The 17578-nt window shown below is 54.0% G+C and carries 15 protein-coding genes and 1 riboswitch; of the genes, 8 read left to right on the plus strand and 7 right to left on the minus strand.

From position 1 onward, the window contains the following. Nucleotide 1: 1 nt before the first annotated feature. Nucleotides 2-1492, plus strand: coding sequence for a tripartite tricarboxylate transporter permease (locus B9Z32_RS11980; RefSeq protein WP_108421676.1), 1491 nt, complete (start codon nt 2-4; stop codon nt 1490-1492). On the opposite strand, the gene B9Z32_RS11985 is transcribed toward B9Z32_RS11980, so the two are convergent. The 4 genes from B9Z32_RS11985 to B9Z32_RS12000 form a co-directional block, all read right to left on the minus strand. Beyond that, a complete protein-coding gene (locus B9Z32_RS11985; protein WP_108421878.1) occupies nt 1479-2477 on the minus strand; it encodes a 2-dehydropantoate 2-reductase in 999 nt (332 codons plus the stop codon). The genes B9Z32_RS11980 and B9Z32_RS11985 overlap by 14 nt on opposite strands. Before the next feature lie 2 nt (nt 2478-2479). Next, nucleotides 2480-3253 carry a fumarylacetoacetate hydrolase family protein gene (locus B9Z32_RS11990; RefSeq protein ID WP_108421677.1) on the minus strand — a complete coding sequence of 258 codons (774 nt, stop codon included), beginning with the start codon at nt 3251-3253 and terminating at the stop codon, nt 2480-2482. A gap of 230 nt (nt 3254-3483) precedes the next feature. Continuing rightward, nucleotides 3484-3822 carry a cell division protein ZapA gene (locus B9Z32_RS11995; RefSeq protein ID WP_108421678.1) on the minus strand — a complete coding sequence of 113 codons (339 nt, stop codon included), beginning with the start codon at nt 3820-3822 and terminating at the stop codon, nt 3484-3486. Beyond that, entirely contained in the window at nt 3819-4040 is a 222-nt protein-coding gene (locus B9Z32_RS12000) for a DUF904 domain-containing protein (RefSeq protein ID WP_108421679.1), read from the minus strand. The genes B9Z32_RS11995 and B9Z32_RS12000 overlap by 4 nt, the downstream gene beginning before the upstream one ends. Before the next feature lie 50 nt (nt 4041-4090). Then, nucleotides 4091-4327, plus strand: a riboswitch (cobalamin riboswitch). Between the two features lie 64 nt (nt 4328-4391). On the opposite strand from B9Z32_RS12000, the gene B9Z32_RS12005 reads away from it, so the two are divergent. From B9Z32_RS12005 to B9Z32_RS12020, 4 genes are read left to right on the plus strand one after another with little or no spacing between them, the layout of a single operon-like run. Further along, nucleotides 4392-6218: a TonB-dependent receptor domain-containing protein gene (locus B9Z32_RS12005; RefSeq protein ID WP_108421680.1), complete on the plus strand. Its 1827-nt coding sequence runs from the start codon at nt 4392-4394 to the stop codon at nt 6216-6218. Nucleotides 6219-6229: 11 nt separating this feature from the next. Then, nucleotides 6230-7162, plus strand: a complete 933-nt coding sequence (locus tag B9Z32_RS12010; protein ID WP_108421681.1) for an ABC transporter substrate-binding protein — start codon at nt 6230-6232, stop codon at nt 7160-7162. Continuing rightward, the gene (locus B9Z32_RS12015) at nt 7159-8169 is read left to right on the plus strand and encodes an iron ABC transporter permease (protein ID WP_108421682.1); all 1011 of its coding nucleotides are present in this window, start codon (nt 7159-7161) and stop codon (nt 8167-8169) included. Before B9Z32_RS12010 ends, B9Z32_RS12015 begins: the two co-directional genes overlap by 4 nt. Beyond that, the gene (locus B9Z32_RS12020) at nt 8166-8951 is read left to right on the plus strand and encodes an ABC transporter ATP-binding protein (RefSeq protein WP_108421683.1); all 786 of its coding nucleotides are present in this window, start codon (nt 8166-8168) and stop codon (nt 8949-8951) included. Before B9Z32_RS12015 ends, B9Z32_RS12020 begins: the two co-directional genes overlap by 4 nt. A gap of 25 nt (nt 8952-8976) precedes the next feature. Here B9Z32_RS12020 and nth read toward each other — a convergent pair whose 3' ends face one another. Then, nucleotides 8977-9609, minus strand: coding sequence for an endonuclease III (gene nth / locus B9Z32_RS12025; protein WP_108421684.1), 633 nt, complete (start codon nt 9607-9609; stop codon nt 8977-8979). A 98-nt stretch (nt 9610-9707) separates the two neighbouring features. Here nth and B9Z32_RS12030 point away from each other — a divergent pair, with 98 nt between their 5' ends. Genes B9Z32_RS12030 through B9Z32_RS12040 form a run of 3 tightly spaced genes read left to right on the plus strand, consistent with a single transcriptional unit; the run spans nt 9708 to nt 13341 of the window. Further along, nucleotides 9708-10901 carry a PLP-dependent aminotransferase family protein gene (locus tag B9Z32_RS12030; RefSeq protein ID WP_199220000.1) on the plus strand — a complete coding sequence of 398 codons (1194 nt, stop codon included), beginning with the start codon at nt 9708-9710 and terminating at the stop codon, nt 10899-10901. A gap of 8 nt (nt 10902-10909) precedes the next feature. Continuing rightward, entirely contained in the window at nt 10910-11725 is an 816-nt protein-coding gene (locus B9Z32_RS12035; protein ID WP_108421686.1) for an alpha/beta fold hydrolase, read from the plus strand. A gap of 2 nt (nt 11726-11727) precedes the next feature. Continuing rightward, nucleotides 11728-13341: an alkaline phosphatase gene (locus tag B9Z32_RS12040; RefSeq protein ID WP_233248306.1), complete on the plus strand. Its 1614-nt coding sequence runs from the start codon at nt 11728-11730 to the stop codon at nt 13339-13341. Here the strand turns inward: B9Z32_RS12040 and serB are convergent. Both serB and mfd read right to left on the minus strand, forming a co-directional pair. Next, nucleotides 13338-14045 (minus strand): phosphoserine phosphatase SerB, encoded by a 708-nt coding sequence (gene serB / locus B9Z32_RS12045; RefSeq protein ID WP_108421687.1) that lies wholly within the window; start codon nt 14043-14045, stop codon nt 13338-13340. The genes B9Z32_RS12040 and serB overlap by 4 nt on opposite strands. 2 nt (nt 14046-14047) lie before the next feature. Then, a complete protein-coding gene (mfd, locus tag B9Z32_RS12050; protein ID WP_108421688.1) occupies nt 14048-17554 on the minus strand; it encodes a transcription-repair coupling factor in 3507 nt (1168 codons plus the stop codon). Nucleotides 17555-17578 lie beyond the last annotated feature (24 nt).

The following is a 17578-nucleotide window of genomic DNA, read 5'->3' on the forward strand; positions in this document are numbered from 1 at the left end:
CATGGATGAACTTAACAACCTGTTTCACGGCTTTGCAGTTGCTCTAACACTGCCCAACATTGGCTTCATGCTAATTGGTATTTTTCTGGGTGTGCTCATTGGCGTGTTGCCTGGTTTGGGCGGTGCCAATGGCGTGGCCATTTTGTTGCCGCTCACCTTTGGCATGTCTCCCACCTCTGCCATCATCATGCTGTCTTGCATTTACTGGGGAGCCTTGTTTGGCGGCGCCATCACTTCAATTTTGTTCAACATTCCAGGCGAGCCTTGGTCAGTGGCTACCACCTTCGATGGCTACCCCATGGCACAAAAGGGCAAGGCCGCACAGGCCTTGACCGCCGCTTTCACCTCTTCATTCGTGGGTGCCTTTGTAGCCGTTCTCATGGTGACGTTTTTGGCCCCTGTGGTCGCTAAATTTGCACTTAACTTTGGACCTCCCGAGTTCTTTGCAGTTCAGTTGCTCACATTTGCAAGCTTCATTGGCATGAGCAAAGAGCCACCCGTCAAAACCTTGTTGGCCATGATGTTGGGTTTTGCTTTGGCCGCTGTAGGCTTAGACAGCGTGACCGGCACCTTGCGCATGACCTATGGTCAAGAAAGTTTGCTCAAAGGCTTTGACTTTTTGATTGCCGTCATTGGCCTCTTTGGCATTGGCGAAATCTTGCTCACCATGGAAGAGGGCCTGGCCTTCAAAGGGCAGAAGGGGCGCATCAGTCTGAAAGATGTGATTGAAACTTGGAAAGAACTGCCCAAGTACTGGGCCACATCTGTGCGCGCCTGTTTGATCGGTTGCTGGATGGGCGTCACACCCGGTGGCGCAACCCCTGCATCGTTCATGAGTTATGGCACTGCCAAGCGTATTTCTAAGCAACCCGAGAACTTTGGCAAAGGTGCCATTGAGGGCGTGATTGCGCCTGAAACGGCAGCGCATGCTGCTGGAACCAGCGCCTTGCTGCCCATGCTCACGCTGGGTATTCCTGGCTCACCCACTGCGGCTGTTTTGTTGGGTGGACTTTTGATCTGGGGGCTGCAACCCGGCCCCTTGTTGTTCACAGAGCAAAAAGATTTTGTCTGGGGCCTCATTGCATCGATGTACTTGGGCAATATTGTGGGCTTGATTGTGGTCTTGACCACAGTGCCTTGGTGGGCCGCTATTTTGAGAATTCCCTTCTCTATCATTGCGCCTGTCATTGTGGTGATTTGCGCGGTGGGTGCCTACACGGTTCACAACAGCATGCTCGATGTGGTGTTGATGCTGGTCTTTGGCTTGATGGGCTATGCCTTTAAAAAGCTCAAATATCCTCTGGCACCTTTGGTCTTGGCCTTGGTGTTGGGCGACATGGCAGAAACCAGCTTTAGGCAATCGATGCTTATTTCCAAAGGCAGTTTGGAAATCTTTGTGAGCACGCCCTTGGCTGGCTCCATCACTTGCTTGGCTCTCATCATGCTTGTGTGGCCTCTCTTGGGCCTCTTTAAAAAGCTCAATCGAGGCTAAGGCCTTTACCCTTTTTCAACACACTCTGCTCGAGCAAGCGCGTTAGTGCGTAAACCGAGTCGAGTGTGGGGGTGGGGATGTTGCAAATTCGGCCTAGCTCTATCACGCTGCCCAACAGAGCTTCTAGCTCCAAGGCTTTGCCGTGTTCAATGTCTTGCAGCATGGAGGTTTTGTGCGCACCTACTGCTTGTGCGCCTGCAATGCGTTTGTCGATGCTAATTTTGAATTGAACGCCCAACTTTTCGCCCACAGTTTGCGCTTCCGCCATCATGCGGGCCGCTAAGTTGCGGGTGAGGTCAAAGTTGCAAATGTCTTCGAGTGTGGCGTGCGTTAAGGCCGACACTGGGTTGAAGGTGAGGTTGCCCCACAACTTAACCCACAGTTCGCTGCGAATGTCGGTAGACACTGGCGTTTTAAATCCTGCGGCAATCATGGCCTGCGCCAATGCCGTGACACGTTCTGATTTTTCGCCACTGGGCTCGCCCAAGGTAAAGCGGTTGCCTTCAATGAGTTTGACTACACCAGGCGCTACCAACTCGGCGGCGGGATAGACCACAGCGCCAATCACGCGCTGTGGGCCAATGTGCTGCCACTGCGCGCCGCCAGGATCGATGGAGCTGAGTTGGCGGTCTTGATACTCGCCCACCAGGTTGTAAAAGTACCACCAAGGCACGCCGTTTTGCAGGGTGACCACGGCTGTTTTGTCGTGGCACAGACGGCCAATTTGTTCAGCCACAGGGCTAACCTGGTGCGACTTCATGGTTAAGAACACGTAGTCGTGCGGTGTGGCTTCGTCGATGGTGCAAGCCTTGACTTGAGGGGCGTGCAGCGATGTGCCGTCTTCCATGGTGAGCGTCATGCCATTGGCTTGAATGGCTTTTAGATTTTCACCGCGCGCAATGAAAGTGACGTTGTTGCCCGACAAGGCCAACTTCACGCCCAGGTAACCTCCAATGGCGCCGGCGCCCACAATGGCGATATTCAAACTCATGCTGACTCTTTCATGGTGTTGGTGAGTGTGCCAATGCCTTCAATGGACACTTCGACGACGGCATCATTTTGCCAAGGCATGGCACCCAGGGAAGTGCCGCAAGAAATAACATCGCCTGCTTCCAAGGTCATGCCTCTGGACAGTTTGGCCACCAATTCTTGGGGCGAAAAGAACATGTCGCTAACGGGGTAATTCTGGCGCTCCCGACCATTCACTTTGGCGGTCACAATGACCTGGCTGCAATCTAAGTCGGTCTCGATCCAAGGGCCGAAAGGTGTGAAGCCATCAAAATTCTTTGCGCGGGTCCATTGTTCAAAACTGGCATCTGAGCGCAGCAGTTCAACTGCCGTGACATCGTTAACGCAGGTGTAACCAAAAATATAGTTGGCGGCTTCTTCAAGGGGAATGTCACGGCCTCGTTTGCCAATCACAACGCCCAGCTCGGCCTCGTACACCACTCTGCCCACATCGGGTTGAGGCCGAACCACCGCTTGCTGGTGATGGGAGTAGGAGTTGGGAGATTTGAGAAAGTAAAGCGGCTCAGTGGGTGCACTCCAGCCATTCTTTTCTGCTGCTGCTTTGAAGTTGTTCCAAAGGGCCAAAACTTTGGTGGGTTGGCAGGGCGCCAAAATTTGAACTTCCGACAAAGGCAATGTCTGGCCTGTGGCTTGCGGATTTTCAAACAGAGAGCCTTGGTGAACATGGAGGGTGTCTCCCACCAATTGACCTAAGCCAGTATGGCCTTGGTGTGAATAACGCAGCCACTTCATGTGGGTCTCCTACCGGCGGATTCGAGTTGTTGTCAATATAAGGTGTCTGCAAGTGCCACTGGACCGGCATCCTGAACCGGGGTTCAGGTGGGCGAGGGCAGACTGGCGTTGGGTTCATCTGACGCGAGACGATCACGCTCACCAGACAATGTACCAAGCCCGGGCTCTAAGAGCATTGGTTCAAGGAAATATAAAGCCCAGCATGCACTGCAGACAGCGCGATTGTAGGCTTAGATCAGCTGGCCGTCTTGGTGCAGGGCCTGATCTAGTTTTTTGAGCAACTGGCCAAGGCGCTCGTTGTCTGATTCACTAAGGGAATCAGCTTGAGGGCTGGCTGGGCTAGGGGTGGGTTCTGAGTTGGCGGCAGCATCGGTTTGCTCAAACGCCAAGTTGAGGGCAGCCAAAACCGCAATGCGGTCGCGGGCCTTGATTTTGCCGGCATCGCGCACCTTGCACATGGCTTGGTCAACTTTGTCGACAGCGGCCAAAAGCCGGGTTTCGCCGCCTTCTGGGCAGCCCAACAGATAGCTTTGGCCCATGATTTGAACTTCGAGTTGTTTGTTGCTCATGAGTCGGCGTCAGAGGGGGAGTTTTGGGGCAGGCGCTCAATGAGGGCGTCTACACGGGAGCGGGCCGCCGCCAATTTGGACTTGAGCAGGTCGCGCTCGTGAGACAGGGCCAGCACTTGCTGCTGCAGCAGTGCATTGGTCTTTTGCAGTTCTTCGTGCCTGAGCAAAAGGTGCTCAACGCGGTCTGCAATCTGGTCGACGGTGGTGGGATTCGTCATGTCACATGAATTGTAATGTCAGACATTGTAGGCTTGATGCAAGCTGACATCTTACAATGTCGCTTGTTGGTGCTCGAGGCTTGGTTCACAGGCCTCAGTTCAACGGGAAGCAGGAGAGCTAGCCCTTACGGGGTAATCTTGACCTGCGCTGCCCCCGCAACGGTCAGCAGACGGGCTTTTGCCCCGCTTTCATCAAATGCCACTGATCGCCCTGAAACAGGTGCTTGGGAAGGCGATGAAGGTTGCTCTGCTTAGCCCGGATACCGGCCAACAAGGTGGTTCTTCGCAAGAAGGGCTGTACGTTCATGCACTGTCGGGGAAGGCGGTGAGAACACTTTTGTTGAAGTCATCATGAAATTTTCTAGCAAAGTCATGCTTGCCAGCTTGGCCATCCAGCCTTTGGCATTTTCTCAAACTATGTTGCCCGACACCGTCATTACCGCAAGCCGGGTACTACAGCGGGCCCAAGATGCGTTGCCCGACGTGTCTCTTATTACGCGGGCAGACATCGAGCGATCTCAAGCCCGAGACCTTCCCACACTTTTGCAAAATTTGGCAGGCATGGAGGTCAGTCAATCGGGTGGCATGGGGGGCGTGGCCTCTTTGTTCATGCGCGGCGCTGAATCGCGCCACGCTTTGGTGCTGGTGGATGGCCTGCCCATGAACAATTTGAACTTCAACTTGGCAGCTTTTGAGCATTTGCCTTTGAACGGCATTGAGCGCATAGAGGTGGTTCGGGGCAATGTGTCGAGCTTGTATGGCAGTGCGGCTTTGGGCGGCGTGATTCAAATTTTCACCCGCCAAAATTCAAGCGATGCTGGCAAAGGACCCTGGCTTGAAACCAATGGTCAGTTGGGTTCCAACAATTTCAGAAGCGCTCAAGTGAGTGCAGGTCAGTCATGGGCGTCTGGTTTTGGTGTGAACGCTTCAAGTGAAAGGGTTCAAACCCAAGGCTTCAATGCCATCAACCCCCAGCAAAGACCCAATACCAACACCGACCTCGATGGCTACAAGCGACAGTCAAATGCCCTCAATTTCTCTCAAGTCTTTGAGGCAGGTCGCATTGGTTTGATGCTCAGAGAAACCCGTGCCGATGTGCAATACGACAGCCAGTTTGGTCCTGCCAATCAAGCCGATGAATCCAAAAGTGTGCTGCGCAACGCCTTGCTGAATGCAAGCTACAAAGCCTCTCCGCAATTGCAGTGGAACTTTTCTTTGGGCCAGCAAGAAGACAACTTGAACGCAGCGGTTACGGCCTATCCTTATTTCGTCAATTCGCAATCTAAAACATCATCGGTGGGTGCCGTCTGGACCTTATGGCCCCAACACGCTCTCACCTCGGGTTATGAAAGCACGCGCCAAAAAATAGCCAGCGACACAGCCTACAACCCAACACAGCGTTCTTTGGATTCTTGGCGCTTGGGCTATCAAGCGCAATTGAACAATCAGCAATGGCAATTGAATGTGCGCCGCGATCAGTATTCAGATTTTGGTGAAGCCAATACATGGTACGCAGGCTACGGGTATTTTTTAACGCCAGCCTTGCGTGTCAAAGCCAGTGCCTCTACCGGTTTCATGGCGCCCACCTTCAATGACCTTTACTACCCCTGGGGTGGCAACCCATTGCTCAAGCCCGAAAAAGCCAGGTCCAAGGAAGTGGGTTTGCAATACATTCAGGCAAAGTGGAATGCTAGGCTCACGGCCTTTGAAAACAGATACACCGATTTGATTGACAACGATCAATTTTGGACGCGCATCAACATTGCCAAGGCCAAAAACCAAGGTGTGGAAGTGGCGCTGGCGGGTCAGTGGCAATTGCCGGGTTGGGGTGCGCAGCAGTGGCGCTTGAGCATGACGTCGCAAGATCCGCAGAACGAAATCACCCAGCAAGCATTGGTGCGGCGAGCCAAAACGCTGGCGCAGGCCGGCCTCACACAAACTTGGGGCAATTGGGATACAGGCCTTCAAATTCGCTACAGCGGTGCGCGCACAGACAATGCCAATGCGTTGGCCGCCTACACCTTGCTCGACTTAACGGCAACTCGCGCCCTCACGCGCGATGTGCGTTTGAACCTGCGACTTGAAAACGCCACCAACCAAAACTACCAAACCATTTATGGTTACAACATGCCCAAGCGGGGTGTGTTTGTTGGGTTGCGTTGGGCGCCTGCGCGCTGAGGTGAGTTGAGATGCGTTGCGCTTTGCGTCTTGTTTGCAAATTGATGGGGGGCGTGTGGTTCTTTTGGGCCAGCTTGTTGCCGCTGACATCGATGGCACAAAACGCATTGACACCACAAGCTCCTTCGCCATTCAGCTTGACCGACGATCGTGGCCGCAAGGTAGTAATCGACAAGGCCCCGCAGCGCATCATCACCTTGTTGCCGTCTTTGGGCGAAATTGTGTGTGAACTGCAAGCTTGCGAGCGCTTGGTGGGTGTCGATCGTTATAGCAATTGGCCTGAGCGCGTAAAGTCATTGCCCCAATTGGGCGGCATTGACGACACGCAGCTAGAAAGCTTGGTTAAGCTCAAACCCGACTTGGTGTTGCTGGCGCGTTCATCGCGCATCACGCAGCGCTTGGAATCGATGGGCATCACGGTGGTGGCCCTAGAGCCGCAAAATCAAGAAGACATGCGGCGCGTGATTCAACTCATTGCTGGCGCTTTGCATTTGCCCCAGCCGCAAGATCGTGCGCAGGCCTTGTGGCAAAGCATTCAACAAAAATTGGATGCGGCGGCTTTGCGTGTGCCTGTCAAGGCCAAGGGCATGCGCATTTATTTTGAAGCGGGTAGTGGTTATTTTGCGGCGGGAGAGGCTTCGTACATTGGTGAAACCCTCAAACGCTTGGGCTTGGTGAATGTGGTCACGCCGTCTATGGGGGCGTTTCCGCAGATCAATCCAGAATTTGTGGTGAAGGCCAATCCGCAAATCATTTTCATGGGCGAACGCACCGCCACCGATCTCAAAAACCGGCCCGGTTGGCAACGCATTGAAGCCATATCACAACAAAGAATTTGTGCCTTCACACCCGCGCAGTCTGACATCATTGTGCGCTCAGGCCCGCGCATTCCAGAGGCCGCCGACTTGATGGTGGCTTGTTTGAAGAGAATGTTCCCAGAATGAACGCGCGCAAAAATCATTCTGCCGGACGCTTGGCACTGCAGCTGTGTTGCTTGCTGTTGCTGCTTATTGGTTTGGGGGCATTGGTGGGCAGTGACGGCTTTGCGGGTATGCAACTGCAAGCCGATTTCAGTTTGATTGCCGACATTCGTTTGCCCAGAACCCTAGGCGCTTGTTTGGCAGGTGCCTTGCTAGGATTGGCTGGCGCATTGGCGCAAGGCTTGTTTCGAAATCCATTGGCCGATCCGTATCTGTTGGGCAGTGCATCGGGTGCCAGTTTGGGTGTGGCTATTGGCATGGTGTTGCTGAGTCAGCTCAATATGTCGCCATGGTTCATGCGCATGGGCATCACGGGCATGGCCTTCATGGGCGCTTGGTTGGCTGTGGCTTTGTCTTTGATTTTGTCGTGGGGTGTACAGCACACACTGCGCTTGTTGTTGGCCGGTGTGGTGGTGGGCGTGGTGTTTGGTGCCTTGGCTTCTTTGCTTCTCATCATGTTTCCGCAAATTCAGGGCTCGGTGCAATCTTTCATGTTGGGCTCTACGGCGTATGTGAGTTGGTCGGCCTGTGGCTTGATGTTGGCTGTGTTGGTGGCGTCATGGTTGGTGTCTGTGGCGGCCAGCCCCTTGCTCGATGGTTTGGCTCTGGGGGAGTCCACTGCCCTGAGCTTGGGTTTGCCCGTGAAGTCTTTGCGCTGGCTGATGTTGGCGGTGTTGGCTTTGTGCACGGCGGCGGCTGTGGCCCAAACCGGTTTGATTGCTTTTGTGGGCTTGGCAGCGCCGCATTTGGTGCGTGCCAGAGTGAAAGCAGTGCATGGCAAGACCTTGAGTTTGTCGTGCCTCATGGGGGCTGTGTTGTTGGGCGGTGCTGACTTGTTGGCGCGTGGCCTCATGGCTCCCTTGGAATTGCCAGTGGGTGTGCTAACGGCTATTTTGGGTGGCGGCTACATGCTGTTTCTCATGCGCGGCATGAGCAAAAAATCTGTTGGACATGCCGGAGGTCGCTCATGAACGCCTCATCTAAAACGGCATTGAAAGCCAGCAACATTTCGGTTTTGCATGGCGAATTCAAAGCCGTCAATCAAGTGTCACTCCAATTGCATTCGGGTGAGTGGGTGGCGCTGGTGGGGCCGAATGGGGCTGGCAAGTCGAGCTTGCTCAAGGCCTTGTCGGGCTTGACACCCGCCAGTGGTCAGGTTGAATTGATGGGCAAGCCTTGGGGCCAGTGGCAGCGCCGAGAGCGAGCCAAAACCTTGGCCTGGTTGGGGCAAGCAGAAGCGGGGCAAGACGACCTCACGGTGTACGACGTGGCCATGTTGGGCCGCTTACCGCACCAAGCTTGGTTGGCATCGCCCAGCGCACAAGACCGCGCGGTGGTGGAGGTGGCACTCAAAACAGTGCAGGCTTGGGATTGGCGCGCTCGCAGTTTGGGACAACTCTCGGGCGGAGAGCGGCAGCGTGTGTTGCTGGCGCGCGCCCTGGCCGTGCAAGCCGATGTGTATTTGATGGACGAACCTTTGGCAGGTGTGGATGTACCGCACCAAGCCGATTGGTTGGAGTGGGTGCGATGCCTCACTGAGCAAGGTGCTGCCGTGGTCAGTGTGCTGCATGAACTGAACTTGGCATTGCAGGCTGACAGAGTGTGGGTGATGTCTGCTGGCAGTTTGGTGCATGACGGGCTGCCAAGCTCAAGCGATACCCATGAAGCCTTGTCGGCAGTTTTTCAAAATCGACTGCAATGGCGCGACTGGCAAGATGATGGTGGCACGCGTTGGGTGGCCCTGCCAAAATAATTTTCTAAATTGTTTGCTAATAGTTTCATGTGGTCTTTTGCTTGAAGCTGCAATAGGCCGACACAGAACACTGAGCACACAAAGGTTGGCGCGCTTGACACACATAGCGGCCATGCAAAATGAGCCAATTGTGCGCATCTTCCAAGTACTGGGCAGGAATTCTTTTTAAAAGTTTGAGCTCTACTTGCAGTGGGTTTTTGCCCGGCGCCAAACCGGTCCTGTTGCCCAACCTGAAGATGTGCGTGTCGACGGCCATGGTGGGCTCACCAAAGGCCACGTTCAACACCACATTGGCTGTTTTGCGGCCTACGCCTGGCAAAGCCTCCAAGGCTTCGCGCGAGCGGGGTACCTGACCGCCATGTTGTTCAACGAGTATTTGGCATGTTTTCAAGAGGTTGCTGGCCTTGTTGCGGTACAGGCCAATGGTCTTTAGGTAGCTTTCAAGCCGCTCTTGCCCCAAGGCCAGAATGGCAGCGGGGGTATTGGCCACTGGAAAGAGCTTGCGGGTGGCCTTGTTCACACTCACATCGGTAGCCTGCGCCGACAACAACACGGCTGTGAGCAGTTCAAATACCGAGGTATAGGCCAGCTCGGTGGTGGGCGTGGGGTTGGCTTCCTTCAGGGTCTGAAAAAAGAGTTCGATGTTGTGAGCGTTCATGAGAGAAAATATCAGCAAAATGGCGAGATAGACTTTTCAATTGAAGTCAAAATAGACTTTATTGACCAACTGAGTTTTGTGGAAGATACACCATGTCCTTGCAATTTGCCGATCGTTTGAACAATGTCGAGACTTCAGCCATTCGGGAGTTGTTCAAACTTCTGGGCAAGCCCGGCATCATCAGCTTTGCCGGCGGCTTTCCCGACAGCGCCATGTTTGATGTGGAAGGCATTCGCGAGGCTTCTTCATTGGCCTTGTCGCAAGAACCCGGCGCTGCACTTCAATATGGCGCCACTGAAGGCTATGGACCATTGCGCGAGCAGCTTTCGCATTTCATGGGGCAAAAGGGTGTGCAGGGCGTTACGCCCGAACAGCTCATTGTGACCACAGGCAGCCAGCAAGCACTCGACCTCATTGGCAAAACCTTGATTAGCCCGGGCGACAAAGTCATTGTGGAAGGCCCCACATTTTTGGCCACCATTCAAGGCTTCAGGTTGTATGGCGCGCAACTTATTTCTGCGCCAGTCGATGGCCACGGTGTAGACACAGAGGCGCTTGAAAAACTCATTGCAGAACACAAGCCCAAGTTTGTGTATGTCATTCCCACATTTGGCAACCCTACAGGCGCCTTGCTCAGTTTAGAGCGCCGCAAAAAGTTGCTAGAGCTGGCAGTCAAATACCAAACCCTCATGGTTGAAGACGACCCCTATGGCGATTTGTATTTCAAAGATGCGCCACCCCCCAGTTTGTTGGCCTTGAGCGCGCAAGTGCCAGGCAGCCGCGAGTGGCTGGTTCACTGTGGCTCTTTGTCGAAGGTGCTCAGCCCGGGCCTGCGAGTGGGTTGGATGATTGCCCCGTCCGAGCTCTTAAGCCGCGCAGTCATGTGCAAGCAATTTAGCGATGCACACACCAGCACCTTTGCACAAGCCACTGCTGCACAATACCTCAAGGCCGGTCGCATGCCCGCCACCTTAGACAACGTGCGCAAAGTTTATGCGCTGCGTGCACAAACCATGTGCGATGCACTTCGCCAAAATTTGGGCAATGCCATTTCGTTTGTGCAACCTCAAGGCGGCTTGTTTGTGTGGGCCAGCCTCACTGGCGCAGGTGGCAAAGTGAAAGACGGCAATGCCTTTGCCAAATTGGCCATCGACAAAGGTGTGGCGTTTGTACCCGGTGCACCGTTCTATTGCCAAAACCCCGATCACAGCACTTTGCGTTTCAGTTTTGCCACGGTAGGTGAAGACAAAATTTTGGAAGGTGTCGATCGACTCAAGCAGGCTTTGGTTTGAGCCGCTCCATGAACATTCAGGGCGTTGACATTCTCATTGAAGGCGAGGGCCCTCAAACGCTGCTCATGTTGCATGGCTGGCCAGACACCCTTGCGCTATGGAACGATACCGTCAATTCACTGAAAGAAAGCCACCAATGCGTGCGCTTCACATTGCCGGCGTTTGACTCCAAAACGCCACTCCCGCCCAAATCCTTGAGCGACATGGTGGCCTTCATCCATGAGGTACTTGAACAAGTAAGCCCAGACAAACCAGTCACCTTGGTGCTACACGATTGGGGCTGTGTATTTGGTTACGAATATGCGACCACGCATCCTGAGCGCGTGAGTAGCATGGTGGCTGTCGATGTGGGCGATCACAATTCCAGAGCGCTCACGGCTTCTTTGAGTGGCAAAGCCAAATGGGCTGTGTTCAGCTATCAAATTTGGCTGGCCATAGCGTGGCAAGTGGCCAATGTTGGGGGTTCTTGGGGCCGCCCTTTGGCCAACCGAATGACCCGCTACATGGCCAAAGCATTGCGCTGCCCCAGCCCCATTGAAGACATGCACGTTGGAATGAATGCACCATATGCCATGAAGTGGATGGGAGCCTTGGGTGGCATGGCTACTGCGTGCAATGCGCTGAAAATTTTGCCCATCGCACGGCCCATGCTTTACATCTATGGCAAACGGAAGCCCTTCATGTTTCACTCTGAAAAATGGCTTGAAAAAATCAATTCCTATCCAGGCTCTAGAGTTGAAGGGTTTGACACAGGTCACTGGGTCATGAGTTCAAAGCCAGAACAGTTCAACGCCTTGCTCAAAACTTGGCTGGCTTCAAACTGAACATGTCAGACATGCATCCACTGCCAAACTCTGGCCTTGCTTCTAGGCGAGACATTTTGAAGTGGGTCACGGCAGCCGTGGCGCCCATCGGCTATTCCTTGTCTTCAGCCCAAACGCCTCTTAAACACAATCCTTTTTCTTTGGGTGTGGCCAGTGGCTCACCCAAGCACAACTCCGTGGTGCTTTGGACGCGTCTCATGTCTGACGCAAGCACTGGCAACCCTCAATTTGCCAATGCCGATGTCACGGTCAAATGGGAAGTGGCAGACGATGAAGGCTTTAGAGTCAATCGGCGCGAAGGCCAAGTGGTGGCGCTGGCAGCTTTGGCACATTCGGTGCACTTGGAGCTAGACGGCCTGCAAAGCGACCGGTGGTATTTCTACCGTTTTCAGTATGGCGATGCTCAAAGCGCAACAGGTCGCACGCGCACCTTGCCACACCCCGAAGCGGTGGTGCAAAAACTGCGCGTGGCCTATGCCTCGTGCCAGCGCTGGGAGCATGGTTACTTCAGTGCTTACCATCACATGTGCCAAGAAAACCTCGACCTGGTTTTGTTCTTAGGCGACTATATTTATGAGTACGTCGGTGCTGTCAATTCTGTGCGTTTGCCTACAGGTGGATGGGTGCGAAGCCTTGCCGATTACCGCGAAAGGTATGCACTTTACAGAAGCGAGAAGAGCTTGCAAGCCATGCACGCGCAGTGCCCTTGGCTGATTACCTGGGACGATCACGAAGTGTCAAACGACTACGCCGGATTAGAGCGTGGTCAAAGTGGCAATATCAGCTTCAACTTTGCAGCGCAGCGAGCCCAAGCCTATCAAGCCTTTTACGAGCACATGCCACTGCGGGCCAGTGCACTAACCCAATCGATACAAGGCTTGGCACAAGGCGCTGAATTGCGAATTTACGGTCAAGTAGCGTTCGGCAAATTGGCCAACATTTATTTGCTAGACGACAGGCAATACCGAGACAGGCAAGTTTGCAACAGAGCTGATGGTTATGGCTCTGGTTTTGTCAATCCAGATCAGTGTGAAGACTGGTTCAACCCCAAACGAAGTTTGTTGGGTGCCCAGCAATCGGTGTGGCTAGACCAAGCCTTTGCCAAAGCCCAAACAGATGCGCGAACTTGGAACGTGGTGGCGCAGCAAACTATTTTTGGGCGTCGCGATTTTAGAGTTGGCGAGGGCCTCACTTTGTGGAACGACGGCTGGGATGGCTATTCGGCTGCGCGTCAGCAGATGACGCAATCGATGCAAAGCAATGCCCTCAAAAACCCAGTTCTCATTGGGGGTGATGTGCACGAAAACTGGGTGGGTCATGTCTTGGCCGATGCCTACAAAGACAACAGCGCCAAGGTGGGCGTTGAGTTTTGTGGTGCAGGCATTACAGCCCGATCGGCGGGCAACGCAAAATTGCCAGCGCGCTTGGCCGAAAATCCGCACTTCATTTTCGCCGACAGTGAGCGCAAAGGTTATGGCGTGGTGGAATTTACAGCCAAGCAAATTCAAACCGAATTGCGCGTGGTAGATGACGTGCGTCAGCCAGACACAAAAATTGAAACGCTGGCCAAGTTTGAAGTGGAAGCAGGGGTGCCGCAAGTGCACCGCAAAGCTTAAAAAACTTCTAGCAAACGGTCTAGCCCGCCTTCTTCAATGGCCACCATGGCTTGTTCACGCACCTTGGGTTTGGCGTGATAGGCCACCGACAAACCGGCCACACCCATCATGGGCAAATCGTTGGCGCCATCGCCCATGGCAATGGCTTGAGATGCTTCAATGCCCATGAGGGCGCAGGTTTGCAAAAGCATTTTGCGTTTTTCTTCGCCATCGCAAATGTCGCCCCATTCTTGGTCTACCATGCGGCCGGTTAATTCGCCATTCACCACCTCCAGCACATTGGAGCGGGTCCAGTTGATGCCCAAGCGGTCGCGCACATGGTCGGTGAAAAAGGTAAAGCCCCCAGAAACCAACAACACCTTCATGCCAGCGGCTTGACAAGCTTTGACCAACTTTTCTGCACCAGGGTTGAGTTGCAGTCTTTGGTTCAAGACCTCTTCCATGTGTGCCACCGTGACGCCCTTGAGCAAGGCCACGCGCCTGCGCAAGCTGTCTTTGTAATCGGTAATTTCGCCGCGCATGGCCGCTTCTGTGATGGCGGCCACTTCGGCTTTGCGGCCAGCAGCATCGGCTATTTCGTCCACGCATTCAATGTTAATGAGGGTGGAGTCCATGTCAAAGGCTATGAGCTTGAAGTGGCTCAAGCTTAGCGGCGGCGTGAAGCCCTTCACTGTCATGCCTTGAAATGATGTGGGATGGCTCATTCTTATCCTTCCACTTTCTCAACTTTGGGTTGACCTAGTGAGCGCAAAATATCGCGCACCATTTGCGCACGTGCTTTGGGGTCGGGCAGCTCACGTTCAATGCGCAGCTTGTCGTTGCCGGCCAATTGAATGTGACGGTTCTTTTGAATCAACTCAATGATGCGCAGAGGCTCAATGGGCGGGTTGGGTTTGAAGCTGATCACAATGACACCCGGCGATGCATCCACCTTCACCACGCCATAAGGTACGCTGAGAACGCGCAAACGGTGCACGTCCATCAAGGTTTGGGCTTGCGCAGGCAATTTGCCGAAGCGGTCGACAATTTCTTCTAGCAGGCCATCTATTTGATCGGATGTTTTGGCAGTTGCCAGTTTTTTATAAAACGACAAACGCAAATGTACATCGCCACAATAGTCGTTGGGCAGCAGGGCCGGCGCGTGCAAATTGATGTCGGTGGCGGCAGACAATGGGCTGAGCAAGTCGGGCTCTTTTCCTAGTTTCAAGCAGCGCACCGCTTCGTTGAGCATCTCGTTGTAAAGCTGGAAACCAATTTCCAGCATGTTGCCGCTTTGGTTTTCGCCCAGCACTTCGCCAGCACCGCGAATTTCCAAATCGTGCATGGCCAAATAAAAGCCACTGCCTAATTCTTCCATTTGTTGAATGGCATCTAAGCGTTGTGATGCTTGTTTGGTCAGACCGTCAATTTCGGGCACCATCAAATAAGCATAGGCTTGGTGATGGCTGCGGCCCACGCGCCCGCGCAATTGGTGCAACTGCGCCAAGCCAAATTTGTCGGCACGCGAAATCACAATGGTGTTGGCGGTGGGCACATCAATGCCGGTTTCAATGATGGTGGAGCACAGCAAAATGTTGTAGCGCTGCGCCACAAAGTCGCGCATCACTTTTTCCAAATCGCGCTCGGGCATTTGACCGTGGGCCACTGCAATACGCGCTTCGGGCAATATTTCTTCTAACTTTTGCCGGCGGTTCTCAATGGTCTCTACTTCGTTGTGCAAGAAGTAAACCTGTCCGCCGCGTTTCAACTCTCGCAAAACGGCTTCGCGAATCACGCCCACGCCTTCGTTGCGCACAAAAGTTTTGATGGCCAAGCGGCGCTGCGGTGCGGTGGCAATGACGCTCAAATCACGAATGCCTTCAAGCGCCATGCCCAGAGTTCGGGGAATGGGTGTGGCGGTGAGTGTGAGCACATCCACTTCTGCTCGCATGGCTTTCATGGCTTCTTTGTGGCGCACACCAAAGCGGTGCTCTTCGTCAATCACCAGCAAGCCAAGGTTTTTAAATTTGGTCGACTCGCTCAGCAGTTTGTGGGTGCCCACCACAATGTCTACAGTGCCGTCGGCCAAGCCTTTGAGGGCCTCATTCACTTCCTTGGTAGAGCGAAAGCGCGACACTTCGGCCACCTTCACTGGCCACTTCGAAAAGCGATCTTTGAGGGTTTGAAAGTGTTGTTCTGCCAGCAGAGTGGTGGGGGCCAAGATGGCCACTTGTTTGCCACCTGTGACAGCCACAAACGCCGCACGCAAAGCCACCTCGGTTTTGCCAAAGCCCACGTCGCCGCAAACCAATCGGTCCATGGGGCGGGGGCTGATCATGTCTTGAATGACTGCATGAATGGCAGCGTTTTGATCGGCGGTTTCATCGAAGCCAAAGTCATTGGCAAAGACTTCGTAGTCCTGCGGGCTGTAGCGGAAGGGGTGACCTTCGCGTGCAGCGCGACGTGCATAAATGTTCAACAACTCGGCGGCTGAATCGCGCACTTGTTCGGCGGCTTTGCGTTTGGCTTTTTCCCACTGGCCGCTGCCCAAACGGTGCAAGGGCGCTTCGTCGGCGCTCACGCCGGTGTATCGGCCAATGAGTTGCAATTGACTTACAGGCACATACAGCGTGGCTTTGTCGGCATATTCCAGGTGCAAAAACTCTTGCAGGGCTGGCGTGCCATCGGGGTTCTTCTCGCCCAAATCCATGTTCACCAAACCGCGGTAGCGGCCAATGCCATGTGCGTTGTGAACCACTGGGTCGCCCACATTGAGCTCAGACAAATCTTTAATGAGAGCTTCTACATCACTGACTTGCTCTTGTTTTTTTCTACGTCGCGTACTAACGCCCGCTGCAAACAACTCAGTCTCTGTGACCAAATCGATGCCAGCTTCAAACCAATGAAAGCCCGAATTCAAAGCCGCGGTGGCAATGCCTATTTTTTCATCGCTGTCTTGAAACTCTTTCAAGTCATCAAAGGCCGGTGGGTTGACGCCGCTGGCTCGCAAAAAGTCCAACAGACTTTCGCGTCGGCCTTTGCTTTCAGCCAATATCAAAACGCGATGGGCTGTGTTGCGCAGATGTGCTTGCAATTTGGCCAAAGGCTCTTCTGCGCCGCGCACCACGGTGAGGTCGGGCAGGGCTTGGGCCAGTGTGTTGTCTGAGTTGCTTTCTGTGCCTTCTGCTGCCACTTGCCTTAAAGCCAACTGCGCATGCTGGTTGGTGCCGGTGTAAAACTGTTCAGCCGACAAAAACAAGGCTTCTGGCGGCAAAGCGGGCCGCTCAGGGTCGCCTTGTACCAAGCGGTAACGGTCTTTGGTGTCTTGCCAAAAACGCTGAAAGGCCGGCTCTAAATCGCCATGCAGTACCAAGGTGGCGGGTGCATCGGTGCGAGCACCCAAGTAAACAAATACAGTGGCTGTTTCTTCAAAAAACAGGGGCAAATAATATTCAATGCCAGCGGTGGCCACCCCATTGCCAATGTCTTTGTAAATTCGGCTTTTGGTGGGGTCGCCATCTAACAGTTCGCGCCATCGGCTGCGAAACTTGCCTCTGGCCGCTTCGTCCATGGGAAATTCTCGGCCGGGTAACAAGCGAACCTCTGGCACAGGGTACAAGCTGCGCTGGGTGTCTGGGTCGAAAGTGCGAATGGAGTCAATTTCGTTGTCAAACAAATCGACGCGGTAGGGCACCAGAGAGCCCATGGGAAACAAATCAATCAGTCCGCCGCGCACCGCATATTCACCAGGGCTAACCACTTGGCTCACATGGTTGTAGCCGGCCAAAGTGAGTTGGGCTTTGAGCTTGGCTTCGTCCAATTTTTGCTTGGTCTTGAACTGGAAGGTGTAGCCCGCCAAAAACGAGGGGGGTGCCAAGCGGTACAAAGCGGTGGTGGCCGGAATAAAAACCAAATCTGCGCCGTCGGATTTATCGCGTTGGTTAATTCGCCAAAGGGTGGCCAAGCGCTCGCTTATTAGATCTTGGTGCGGCGAAAAGGTGTCGTAGGGCAGGGTTTCCCAGTCGGGAAAAATGGCGCATCGCAGGCCGGGGGCAAAAAAGGCCACCTCGTCCATCAGCCTTTGGGTGTCGGCGGCATCGGCAGTAACCACTGCAGTGAGCCGACCTTGGGCTTTTTCCCGCTCGGCCAATTGGGCCAATAGCACAGCGTCTGCCGATCCCATGGGACGGGGCAGGGTGAAGCGTTTTCCTAAGCTAAGCGCGGGTAATTGCATGGACTCAGATAGTATAGTTGGCGT

Origin of the sequence: Limnohabitans sp. MMS-10A-178 (assembly GCF_003063375.1) — a bacterium.
In the GTDB taxonomy this organism is placed as follows: Bacteria; Pseudomonadota; Gammaproteobacteria; order Burkholderiales; family Burkholderiaceae_C; genus Limnohabitans_A.